Raw genomic sequence first — 12,283 nt, 5'->3', positions numbered from 1 at the left:
TAATTATTATATCGAACTTTTGAAACTTCTGTCAAGCATTTTACGGCATCAGCTCATAGATTCCACGATTCTTGTTGTCGCGCACGGACAGCCAAAGGTAATTGTTATCATCGTCCACATCCTGGCAGACCGGTACCTCCTTGCGGTTCGAACCGGCTCCGTAGGGGCTCCAGATTCCCGCGTCCGCAAAGCCGTTCCACTCTTCCTGATTGCCGTCCCAATTTAACGTCGTCAGGTACATTTCTCCGCTGTAGAAGCCGCTGCGGAACGTTCCGATCACATTCTGGATGTAGCGCTCCTTTTTGGCAGCCTTGCTCATATCCAGCTCGTAATGCTCCTGTCCTTCACCGTCCGGCAGGTCGTTTTTCCATTCTCCGGCATACATATGCTCGCGGTACGCGCGGTCCGACGTGGTGTCATCGTCATAATAAACGTAAAAGCGCACCCACTTGCCGTTGCCTTCGCGTTTGCCATTCGACCACTCACCGTAGTAATAGGCGTTATCCGCATAGCAGGCGATTCCGGTTCCGTCCGGCTGTCCCGCGCTGCTGCGCTCGCCATAATAATAAAAGCTGTTTGCATCCGAAATATCCGACGACATCCTCATATACCAGGGCAGCATCGCCAGATCCTCCACCGCGTCCATATTATCCTGTTCCCAGTAACCGGACATCTCCAGAAGCATCTCTTCGTTTGTCTTGTTCGCACTCTCCGCGCCGGATAACGGATCGTTTCCGCTCACCGTCCGGAGGTTGCCCTCCTGCTTGGCACCCTGACTTTCCTTCCCTTTGCCTGCGGGAAGTTTGCTGTCCGGATGCTCTGTCAGCGTCTCATCCTCCTGCTGTCCCCTTTCCGCCGTCTGCTTTTTCCCCGCCGTTGTTTCTTCCGTCTGATCCGCTGCGTCCTTCGTCTCTGATTCTGCAGACTCTGCCTGTTCCTCGCTGTACCATATCTGCGTGCTTTCCGTTTCTGCGATCTCTGCCCGTGTCTCCCTGCGCTGATGCAGCCGTACTGCGCACAGCGCGATGATAATTACCAGAAAAAGAGCAATCGCCGCCACCGGGATCAGATCCCTTTTTTTATCGTCCATGTCCGCATTTCCTCCAGTTGGTTTATTGTAACATAGGCTTTCTTTTTTTCCTATTTAAACTTTATTAAGAAAAACGAAAGCTTTTTCTGTTTCTTATATATATGCGTTTTCCTCCCTTGACATCCCTCAAAGTCCTGACTATTATGGAACAGAAAACGAATTTACCTTACACGAAAAGAGGAGTTTTATGAAAAAATGGATTGTCTGGCTGAAAAAAAACAGTCCCTGGATTTTTCTGCTGATCGGCCCTGTTCTGAATTTTTATCTGCTGGAATGGTACACGCATAATCCGTTCCAGACCATGAAACCGTATATACAGGGGATGAATCTGGCGCTGTTTGAATTTGCAGCACTGTTTTTATTTGCACTGACCGGCAGGATCAGCCGCGCACTCGGCATCGAAACCGCCTTCTGCGCCGTTTACGGTCTTGCAAACTACTTCGTCCTGGAATTTCGCGGCGCGCCCATCCAGCCGTGGGACATTCTTTCGATCTCGACTGCTGCCAGCGTCGCGGACAACTACGAATACAAATTGAACCGCACCGCAGTAATCGTGCTGATCTGTTTTGTCCTGCTTCTGGTTCTGGAATTTTTCCTGAAAAAAGGCTTTCCGAAAAAAAATAAAAAAGCCCGGATTGCCCGCGTCTGCCTCGCACTTTCCTGCGGTCTTTTATGCTTTGGCTACACGAAAATGCTGCACAGCGAGGACATCGTCGAACAGAAGCTTCACCTTTACAACAAGCTTTTCACTCCGACGACGATTCAATTTAAAAATGGTACTGTAACTGCGTTTTTAATGGAGCTTCAGTACATTTCTGTCGATAAGCCCTCCGGTTACAGCGCAGAAAACGCCAAGGAGCTGCTGGCATCCTATGATACCGGCTCTCAGGAATCCGATGGAACACCTTCGGACAATGCACAAAAGCCGAACATTATCGTCATCATGAACGAGGCGTTTTCCGATCCGTCCGTGCTCGGCGATTTTACAACGAACGAGGATTATATGCCCTTCGTGCACAGCCTGCTCGACGGCGCGGATAACACGATTTCCGGTCACTTAAATGTCTCCGTTAAGGGCGGCAACACTGCCAACACAGAATTTGAATACCTGACCGGCGCTTCAATGGCGTTTCTTCCTTATGGAAGTATCCCGTATCAGCAGTATGTGAAAAAAGAGACGCCTTCGATGGCCTCCTATCTTTCCTCCCTCGGCTACTACACGATTGCGATGCACCCGTACCGCGCCGCCGGCTGGGACAGAAATCTCGTTTATCCCAAGCTCGGCTTCGACGAGATGCACTTTCAGGAGTTTTTCACAGATTCTCCGCTTGTGCGCAAATATGTCAGTGACGAGGGCAACTATGAAAAGATCATAAAGCTCTACGAGGAAAAAGATGCGGACACGCCGCTGTTTTTATTCAACGTGACGATGCAGAACCATTCCTCCTACAGCGACTGGGCGGATTACGACAACTTTTCTCCCGATATCACGGTAGAAGGCTCGGATTCCAAGTTGCTTCCGGCGTACCTGTCCTTGATCAGGCTGTCTGACAGCGCCATCCAGAACCTGGTTTCTTACTTTGAAGCACAGGAGGAACCTACCATGATCGTCTTTTTCGGAGATCATCAGCCTGCCGATTCCGTCGTACGTCCGGTCTGGAAATTAAACGGCAAAGATGACGCGGACTTAACCGACGAGGAAGAGGCGCTGCGCTACAAGGTTCCGTTCTTTATCTGGGCAAACTTCAATATCGAAACGGAAAACGATCTGGAAATCAGCGCAAACTATCTTGCGGCAAAGACGCTGGACGCCGCCGGGCTTCCAAAATCCGCTTACGATAACTTCCTGTCGCAGCTGCGCACGGAAGTACCCGTCATTTCAGCCAACCATGTAACGCTGTCCGACGGAACCTTTACCACTGCATCCAAGCAAAAAGATCTGCTTTATGATTATCAGACCCTGCAGTATTACCTGCTTTTTGACTAAACCGCGGAGGATTTCCTTTTTTATGAAAAAAAAGATCTGTTTCTTTTCCTTCCTGCTGCCGTTTCTTTCCATGATGGCGATTTTTATCGGCAACGGCATTTATCCCTTCGGAGATCAGAGCTTCATGCACTCCGACATGTACCATCAGTACGTCCCCTTTCTGGAAGAATTTGTCCGGAAAGTGCGCGACGGCGAACCGCTCTACTACTCCTGGCGCATCGGTATGGGCTCCAATTACCTGTCTCTTTACGGCTACTACAGTGCAAGCCCGTTCAACTGGCTGATGCTCCTTTTGCCCGAAAAATATTTAATCGAATTTATGAGCTACATGGTCGTTTTCAAAATCGGTCTGTGCGGCTTCACCTTTTCCTGGCTTTTGACAGAAAAATTCCACACAAACGACCTTTCTGTCCTGTTCTTTTCCACATTTTATGCGATGTCCGGCTTCGTTGCCGCATATAACTGGAACGTCATGTGGATGGATACCCTCGTCCTCGCTCCGTTGATCGTTCTCGGTCTGGAAAAGCTGGTCTTCGAAAAAAAATACAGCCTCTACTGCATCACCCTCGGGCTGTGCATTTTATCGAACTATTACCTTTCCATCATGGTCTGCATCTTCCTGTGCCTGTACTTTCTCGTGCTCGTACCGAACCTGTTTGGCTCTGATGGCTGGAAAGCGTTCCGCGCAAGGCTGCTTGGCGCAATCGGACGTTTTGCTTTATTTTCCCTGTTGGCTGGCGGTCTCGCCGCTGTGCTGCTGATCCCGGAAATCGCTGCCCTGCATGCGACTGAATTTTCCGAATTCAACTTTCCGGAAAAGATCAACTGGTACTTTTCCTTCTTCGACGTAATCGCGCGGCATGCGACCGGTGTATCCCGGGAAACCGGTCTGGATCACTGGCCGAATATTTTCTGCTCCAGCGCAGTCTTTTTCCTGATTCCGCTCTATATCGTCAACCGAAAAATCCCTCTGAAGGAAAAGCTCGGCAGACTGGTATTATGCGCCTTTTTCATCGTCAGCTTCTCGGTCAATACCCTGAATTTCATCTGGCACGGTTTCAACTACCCGGATTCGCTTCCGGCACGTCAGTCCTTTTTGTACATCCTGCTCGTGCTGCTGATGTGCTATGAGGCGTTTTCAAAGCTCGACGGCTTTACCATGCGCGAGCTGTTTGTCTCCCTCGCCTGCGGGCTCGGTTATCTTTTACTGGCAGGAAAGCTCGTGGAGGACGACGCCTTTACCCAGGGCACCTTTGTGCTGAGCGCCTGCCTGCTTGCTGCCTACGTGCTGCTGCTCTATGCCTGGAAAAAAGGGAAAGAAAAACAGCCTGCAGACAGCCTCCCGTATCAGCGCGCGATTGCAATCGCCGTGCTGGCGCTGGTCGCTTTTGAATCCACCTACAACATGGCGCTGACGAGCGTTTCCACCACCAGCCGCAGCAGCTATCTGGAAAGCATTCCCGCCTACCGGGAGTTAGTTGCTCGTAATGAAGAAAAAGATTCCGATTTTTACCGCTACGAAAAGCTCAGCCGCGTCACCAAAAATGACGGTGCGCTGGCAGGCTATCCGACAGCGTCGCTGTTTTCTTCCACCTCCAACGCGGCGGTTCAGGACTGGTACGACCGCATGGGCATGAGCGAAAGCAAGGTATTTTACTGCTTTGACGGTCAGACGCCGCTTTCCGCAGCGCTTTTAAATGTCCGCTACCTGTTTTCCCGCTCCGATGCAGAGGATTCCAGCCTCTACACGCTGATCGACGAGCAGGACGGCGTTTACCTGTACCAAAACAACTATACGCTGCCTGCGGGATTTATCCTGCAGGATGGACAGGATCTTTCTTCCTCTGATTTTTCTGAAGAGACCTCCGACCCGTTCGAGGTACAGAATCAGATGGCGGCTTCTGTTTCAACCTCCGATCCGCTCTTTGTTCCCATCGAATCAGAGGAATCCGGCAATCAGGCTTTCTTTGATGTATACACGGAGGGGCATTACTACGCTTACTGTAAAAGCTCCAAAATCGATACCGTTTCGATCTCTTCCGCCAGCGTCAACAAAACGTATAAAAAAGTCAAATATGACTATATTCTCGATCTCGGCCGTCACGAAACCGGCGACCATGTAACGCTGACCAACGACGGAGATAGCGTGCTGAATGCCGTTGTCGTGCGCCTGGATGAAGCGGTTTTGTCCCGCACACTGCAGACGCTCTCTGAGCAGCCCTTTACGGTAGATTCTTATGATTCCAGCCATCTGACCGGACATGTCGACGTCACCAAAGCCGGTCGGCTGATTTTATCCATCGCAAACGAACCCGGCTGGACGATGAAGATGGACGGAGAAGCCGCAGACTACGACGTGTATGATGGTGTATTTCTATCCGTTCCGCTGACGGAGGGCAGCCACACGATTGAGCTTTCCTACCGCCCTGCAGGTCTGACCACCGGTCTGATCGTCAGCCTGATCTGCCTGCTTGTGTTTATCGGAATCGGAGTTGCTCAGAAGCGTTTGGGAAAAAAATCCTGACACCCGGCTGATTTTATGCTATAATTTTTAACTGGTGCAGCGTTTCGTACCTGCACCATAAGACGTTTGAGTCCTGATTCCCTGAGCTTCTGTCAGAAGCCAACGTCCGTTACACTTTTTTACAGATTCCTAAGATTATTGAAATATGCCGCCCTGCGGCAGAAAAGAGGTAATATGGAACACTTAATCATCCCGGAGAATTATTCCTCCGCCCTGAACCTGCACGATACCCAGATCGGTATTAAGACGGTGAAGGACTTTTTCCAGAGTCTTCTGGTCCGTCATTTAAACCTTCTGCGTGTCTCTGCTCCGTTATTCGTCGATCCCGCTTCCGGCATGAACGATAACTTAAACGGTTATGAGCGCCCGGTTTCCTTCGGCATTCTCGAGCAGAACGATTACCGCGCAGAGGTTGTACAGTCCCTTGCAAAATGGAAACGCTACGCGCTCAAGGAATACGGATTTTCTCTCGGCGAAGGTCTTTACACGGATATGAACGCCATCCGCCGCGACGAAACGACTGACAACATCCATTCCATTTTCGTCGATCAGTGGGACTGGGAAAAGGTCATCGACAAAAAGGACCGCAACCTGGAAACCTTAAAAGCAACCGTCCGCGACGTTTACAAGGCGCTGCGCAAAACGGAAATGTACATGGCGATCCAGTATGATTACATCGAAGAGATTCTGCCCCGTGAGATTTTCTTCATCACCACCCAGGAGCTTGCAGACATGTTCCCGGACAACACGCCCAAGGAGCGTGAATATTTCATCACCAAAGCAAAGGGCGCTGTCTGCATCATGCAGATCGGCGATAAGCTCGAAAACGGCGAGCCCCACGACGGCCGTGCACCCGACTACGATGACTGGGCATTAAACGCCGACATCCTCGTTTACTATCCTGTTCTGGACATCGCCCTGGAGCTGTCCTCTATGGGTATCCGCGTGGACAAAGAGGCTCTGCTGTCCCAGCTGGAAAAAGCCGGCTGTCCCGAGCGCGCAGAACTTCCGTTCCAGAAAGCAATCCTCAACGAAGAGCTGCCTTACACCATCGGCGGCGGTATCGGTCAGTCCCGTATCTGTATGTTCTTCCTGCGCAAGGCGCACATCGGAGAAGTACAGTGCTCCATCTGGCCAGAGGAAATCCGCAAAGAAGCGGAAGCCCACGGAATCCAGCTGCTGTAAACAATAGAATGCACGCTTTGCGAGCATTCTATTGTCATGAACAATAGAATGTACGCTCTGCGAGCATTCTATTGTCATGAATAAGGATAAGCGGCTGCGCGTTGTCCTGTTATAGAATGCACGCTCCGTGAACCTTCCATTGTCATAAAAGAGCGAGAAAGCTGTATCGTACAGCTTCCTCGCTCTTTTTGGTCAGCACATCACACAAAGGATCTTCTTCTCGTCGCAATGCAGGCGCTGTCACCAGCTAATCTTAACTTCTTCTCTGCTCATCCTTTTTGCCGCAATGCCGTCTTTCCCTGCAGCATCCACAATAAAAACAGGCTTCCTGCTGACAGCACCAAAAACAGCACACAGGACGGAACGCTTAAAAATACGCCGCCAAAGGGCAACAGCTCTAACATCACATACACAAACAGGTTCGCAACGCTGTGGAACAGCATCGGCGCTGCAATCGTTCCATACCATTCATACACCAGCGCCAGCAGGCAGCCGATTACGGTCGCATAGACCGCCTGAACAAGATTTCCATGGAACAGACCGAACGCCAGTCCGGAAAGCACCACCGCATACGGCACTTTCAACACCTTGCGCAGCTGTCCATAGACCACGCCGCGGAAAACGATCTCTTCGCCCAGCGGCGCAAGAATGCCGTAGGAAATGATTCCCAGCCACACCGGCGTATCGAACTGCATCTCCGAAACCCTCTGAAAGGTCGGAGAGAACCGATACAATTCTGTCAATGTCAGAACTCCGTTCATGCCGATTGCAATTGCCGCCGCCAAAATCACCATCGGAACGATGGACAGTTTATCGATTTCTTTTGTTGAATGGAACCGGATCTTTTTGTGCCAGATTCCGTAACAGATTATAAATGCACCGAACGTCGAGAGTGCGCTAGCCACATTCAGCCAGAAATTGTAGGAAGAGCCCTCCAGCTCCTGCAGCCCGATGGCATACACTACCGATACCGCCGTCAAAATTGCGCTGCTGATTAGGAGACTGATTACATAATAGGCAAACATCGCCAGTGCGCTGGTTCCAACTGCACTCCAGAACTGCCCGGATTTGGTCTTCGTTTTGGCAGCGCTGCCGCGGTAGCGCTCTGAAAGGGTATTCGAGCCAGTCGCCGTGCTGGTTCCTGCCTGCGCGCTGCTTCCTGCCTGCGCGCTGCTTCCTGCCTGCGCGCTGTTTCCTGCCTGCGTGCCACTTCCTGCCTGCGTGCTGCTTCCTGCCTGTGTGCCGCCCAGCAGTACGCTTCGCAGTCCTTCCACATCCCGGACAATGATCTCCGCACCGGCATTTTCCAGCTCTCCCGGCTGTGCATACCCATATGACACCGCGATGCAGTGTGCACCGATCGCTTTCGCACCCTCCACATCGAAGCTGCGGTCGCCGATCATCACCATCTTATCCGGATCGCTTTCGCCCCGCGCTGCAAGCTGGGACAGCACCTCTGCAACCACTTCTTCTTTGTGCACTCTTCTTCCGTCCAGCTCGCTTCCGACCACGATGTCGAAATATTCCCGGATTCCGAAATGCACCAGAATATCCTCCACATAAACGGTCGGTTTGCTCGATGCAATCGCCAGCGTCGCCCCGGATGCCTTCAGATCATGCAAAAGCGCTCCCATTCCGGGATACAGCACATTTTCGTATTTGCCGGTTACAGAAAACCGCTCCCGGTACTTCTCAACTGCCTCCTGCGCCTGCTCCGCCGTAAAGTTATAATATTTCATAAAGCTCTCTGCAAGCGGCGGTCCGATAAACGGCTCCAGCCGATCCAGCTCCGGTTCTTCAATCCCAAAGCTTCTGAGCGCATACTGCACACAACCGCAAATTCCCTGTTTCGGATCGCTGATCGTTCCGTCCAGGTCAAATAAAATACAGGAAAACATAACAGTCTCCTTTCATTTCTCTTCTGTTCTGCAGACAAACGCCTGCAGTCTTTCCTTATAGTGTACCAGAAAGCGCACGAAAAGGTTATGAAATTTTTGTGAAATAGAATTTTCCGTTTCCTGCATTCATAAGTTGTAACAAAAATTCGGCAGGAGCCTTCATGATCCGAGATTTCGTTCATCTGATTCAAAATAAACTGCGCCACTATGCCGTTTTTCCCTCCCTGCACAGCCTCTCCCGCTCGTCTGCATTCCAGACCGCCCTGTTTTTGCTCGGCGTCCTCGCCTTTGCCCGCGCGTGCATTTTTCTCGCCCCTCCGTCTGTAACAACACTGGCGTCCGCCTCTGTAAACGGCACGTTTATGCCTATTTGCCGTGTCGAAACCGACCAGAAAAAAGTCGCGCTGACCTTCAACTGTACCTACAGTGCACAAGACATGCAGCAGCTTTTGGAAATTCTGAAAGAAAAAAATGTGCACGCCACCTTTTTCGTTTCCGACGCCTGGGCAAAAAGCTATCCGGAGCTGCTCTGTACGATTCACAACGCCGGACATGATATCGGCGGTCTGTGGACAACGCAGGCATCCCTTTCCATCCGGGAACAGACGCTCACACTGGAAAATCTCACACAGCGAATTGATCGCCTTACCGATTCTGAAACGACGTTGTTTCGTTTTGAAGATGGAAACTATGACAACTCTGCTATCCGGCTCATCCAAGAATCCGGCGGTTATCCGGTGCAGTGGAACATCAATTCCATGGACTGGAAAGACTACGGGGCACAGGACATCCTCCATCGGATTTTAAACAGTCGCCAACTCCAAAACGGCTCTATCCTCCTGTTCCATGCCGGAACTGTTTATACCGCACAGGCGCTTCCCGACCTGATCGACAATCTGGAGGATCAGGGCTATCAGCCAGTTCCCATCTCCGAGCTGATCTGGAAGCACTCCTATTATATGGATGCAGACGGCGTGCAGATTCCGAAGACGGAACCGTAAACGATAGAATGCACGCAGAGCGTGCATTCTATTGTTTCTTTTCTTCTTTTTTATCTTCTTTTTTCACTTCCAGCATAGACGTACAGTACGGACAGCGGGTTGCCTCTGCCGCAACCTTGCTTCTGCAATAAGGGCACATTTTCACAGCAGGTTTTTCCGGCTCCTTCTTTTTGCCAAGACCAGCCAGCGCATTCATCCCTTTTACCATCAGGAAAATAATCACTGCCATTATGATGAAATTGATCACTGCGGTCAAAAATGCACCATAGCGGATTTCCACATCCCCGACCATCACAGACAGATACGTCAGATCCGTATTGGCAAACAGACCGATCAGCGGTGAAATCACATCGTTTACCAGCGAATTGATGATCGCCTGAAACGCAGCACCAATGATAACGCCGACTGCCAGATCCATGACATTTCCTCTCAGCGCAAATTCCTTAAATTCCTGCAACAGTTTTTTCATAGTGGTATCCTTTCTTTTGTTATGTTATACTTTGGGACATGAAACGAAGAAATTTATCCCATTTAAAACTTACAATCTTTTTGATCCTGCTAGCTGTCCTGATTTTTGCAGCGGCAGCCCTGATCCTGAAAACCATAAAAAACGCTTCCACTCAGGCGCTCTCCTGGTCGGAAGCTGTTGAAGCCGTTTCCTCAGAACCTGTCAAAAATGTACAGCCATCCTTAAGTGTCCCCACGCAGATTACCAAAATCGGTGACGATTATTTTCTGGTGGACTGCTATCACAATCAGATTCTGACCTCGAAAACGCCGGATGCTCCACTTACCGACTGGTATGTGATGACCGATCAGATCAACCGCGGGCACACCATCGCAGGGGACGGCACCGTTTATCTTGCAGATGACACCGAAAACAACCGCGTCCTCATCTTTGAAAAACAGGACGGACAGTTTTACCTTACCCAGCTTTTCAACGAAATCGGCACTCGCCCGCATTACGTCGTCTATGATGAAACGGAAAAACGTTTTTATGTACTCAGCTCCATGACCGGACAATTGTACGTCTTTTACCGTCCCGATCCGGACAGCTCATCTGTCGCCCTCGAAAAAATCCTCTCTGTGCCAGAGCTGGATCAGATTTATGTCCGCTCCTTTACAATCGACGGCGACGACCTGTACTTTGTTTCCGGCAATCAGTCGATTCTGCGCACCCGCAAAAAAGACCTGAAAATCCTGGAACGTTTCCCGGTTCCTGCCGAAATCTCCGGCATGATCCAGCTGACGCACATTCAGGACTGGTTTTACATCACCGTTTCCACCGACCTTACCGGCAATCAGGATTATGCGACCATCCTGCGCGTGCAGGATTTAAACGATCTTTCTTCCGGCAGCTGGGAGGATATTTATGACAACTTTGCCGGAGGCGGAACGCCTTATTATATCTCTTCCTTTGACGGACATTATTATCTGACGGAGCACAGGATTCCCGGACACAGCGTCTGGCAGTTCGATGTCATCGACAACGCACTGACAGACATCCGCGCCCTGTTTTAGGACTCATCGACCGTTTCTGATCGTCTTGCGTTTCGAATGCCCATGTTTCGTACTTTGCTTTTTAGTATATCATCTGTTTCAACTTTCCTGTACAATCCTTTTATCGCGTTCCCGCTTTGAAAAAACGCAACCGCAATAATCCTGACGGTACAGGTCGTACTGGCGGCTTAACTCGATGGACCTTAAATAGCCGCCCTTTTTCTTAAAATCCGACGGCAGGCACGCCACATGATATTCCTCCGCCAGTCGGCTGCCGATTTCGTTGAGTTTCTGCGCATTTTTCAGCGGACTGATCGTCAGCGTTGTTGTAAAAAAATCATAACCGCCCTCTGCCGCCAACCTCGCCGCTTCCCGCAGCCGCAGCTCGTAGCAGATAAAGCAGCGCTCTCCGCCCTCCGGACAGTCCTCCAGCCCTTTCGTCGCCTCGAAAAATTTTTCCGGCTCGTAAGCGCCCTCCAAAAGTGCGATCTGGTTCAGCATTTCAGACCCTTTCGCCTCTTCATTCAGCGTGCTCACCAGACGTTTTAATTCCTCCACCCGATGCCGGTATTCCTCCAAAAAGCTGATGTTTGGATTGTAATAAAATACCGTCACGTCGAAATACTGCCGCAAATATTCCAGACAGTAGCTGGAGCACGGCGCACAGCAGCTGTGCAAAAACAGCCGCCGGTGATGATCCGGAAGCTTATCGATCAGGTGTTCCAGTTCTTTTTGATAGTTAATTTTGTTCATTTCTCCTCTTATTCACATGCAGAAAAATTTTATATTTTAACCATTTTCTTCTGCATCGGAATCTTCTGATTTACTTTTTCTGCCGAACTTTTTTACATACTCCTGCGCTTCTGCCAGAGAAATGTTCAGCTTTTTCTGTAATCTTGCAAGAATCTCTTCTTCTGAAATCCCAAATTCATATCCAGTCTCAATAATTCCTTTTGCTTCTCCTTCTGCTATCCCCTCACGCCTCGTCTCTTCAAACACGGTGCACATATCAGCATCTGCCACTCAAAATGTGTTTAAATATACTCAAACACATCGAGAAATTGAAGTCCTTGCGGATACTTCTTACTGCTTCATTGT

The 12,283-nt window shown here is 50.2% G+C and carries 10 protein-coding genes; 5 read left to right on the top strand and 5 right to left on the bottom strand.

Translation table 11 applies throughout. The features are described from left to right. Positions 1-40 precede the first annotated feature (40 nt). Entirely contained in the window at positions 41-1,090 is a 1,050-nt protein-coding gene (locus OCV62_RS14360) for an MORN repeat-containing protein (protein WP_118496402.1), read from the bottom strand. A gap of 187 nt (positions 1,091-1,277) precedes the next feature. Here OCV62_RS14360 and OCV62_RS14355 point away from each other — a divergent pair, with 187 nt between their 5' ends. From OCV62_RS14355 to asnA, 3 genes are all read left to right on the top strand, one after another. Next, positions 1,278-3,077 (top strand): LTA synthase family protein, encoded by a 1,800-nt coding sequence (locus OCV62_RS14355; RefSeq protein WP_262587478.1) that lies wholly within the window; start codon positions 1,278-1,280, stop codon positions 3,075-3,077. Positions 3,078-3,099: 22 nt separating this feature from the next. After that, a complete protein-coding gene (locus OCV62_RS14350; RefSeq protein ID WP_262587476.1) occupies positions 3,100-5,601 on the top strand; it encodes a YfhO family protein in 2,502 nt (833 codons plus the stop codon). Between the two features lie 174 nt (positions 5,602-5,775). Further along, positions 5,776-6,786 (top strand): aspartate--ammonia ligase, encoded by a 1,011-nt coding sequence (asnA, locus tag OCV62_RS14345; protein ID WP_262587474.1) that lies wholly within the window; start codon positions 5,776-5,778, stop codon positions 6,784-6,786. A gap of 269 nt (positions 6,787-7,055) precedes the next feature. On the opposite strand, the gene OCV62_RS18180 is transcribed toward asnA, so the two are convergent. After that, positions 7,056-8,684, bottom strand: coding sequence for an HAD hydrolase-like protein (locus OCV62_RS18180; protein WP_317258851.1), 1,629 nt, complete (start codon positions 8,682-8,684; stop codon positions 7,056-7,058). A gap of 161 nt (positions 8,685-8,845) precedes the next feature. On the opposite strand from OCV62_RS18180, the gene OCV62_RS14330 reads away from it, so the two are divergent. Then, positions 8,846-9,685 carry a polysaccharide deacetylase family protein gene (locus OCV62_RS14330; RefSeq protein ID WP_262587472.1) on the top strand — a complete coding sequence of 280 codons (840 nt, stop codon included), beginning with the start codon at positions 8,846-8,848 and terminating at the stop codon, positions 9,683-9,685. Positions 9,686-9,713: 28 nt separating this feature from the next. On the opposite strand, the gene mscL is transcribed toward OCV62_RS14330, so the two are convergent. Then, the gene (gene mscL / locus OCV62_RS14325; protein ID WP_118763406.1) at positions 9,714-10,154 is read right to left on the bottom strand and encodes a large conductance mechanosensitive channel protein MscL; all 441 of its coding nucleotides are present in this window, start codon (positions 10,152-10,154) and stop codon (positions 9,714-9,716) included. Between the two features lie 38 nt (positions 10,155-10,192). Between mscL and OCV62_RS14320 the strand changes: the two genes are divergently transcribed. Further along, positions 10,193-11,206 (top strand): NHL repeat-containing protein, encoded by a 1,014-nt coding sequence (locus OCV62_RS14320; protein ID WP_262587469.1) that lies wholly within the window; start codon positions 10,193-10,195, stop codon positions 11,204-11,206. Positions 11,207-11,284: 78 nt separating this feature from the next. Here the strand turns inward: OCV62_RS14320 and OCV62_RS14315 are convergent, their stop codons facing one another. Both OCV62_RS14315 and OCV62_RS14310 read right to left on the bottom strand, forming a co-directional pair. Continuing rightward, complete coding sequence (locus tag OCV62_RS14315) at positions 11,285-11,938, bottom strand: epoxyqueuosine reductase QueH (protein ID WP_118496387.1); 654 nt, start codon at positions 11,936-11,938, stop codon at positions 11,285-11,287. A gap of 36 nt (positions 11,939-11,974) precedes the next feature. Beyond that, positions 11,975-12,193: a hypothetical protein gene (locus OCV62_RS14310; protein ID WP_262587466.1), complete on the bottom strand. Its 219-nt coding sequence runs from the start codon at positions 12,191-12,193 to the stop codon at positions 11,975-11,977. Positions 12,194-12,283 lie beyond the last annotated feature (90 nt).

The sequence above is a fragment of the Gallintestinimicrobium propionicum genome, from assembly GCF_025567525.1.
Taxonomy (GTDB): Bacteria; Bacillota; Clostridia; order Lachnospirales; family Lachnospiraceae; genus Gallintestinimicrobium; species Gallintestinimicrobium propionicum.
The sequence above is the reverse complement of the archived record's forward strand: the minus strand, read 5'-3'. Positions and strand labels throughout refer to the sequence as shown.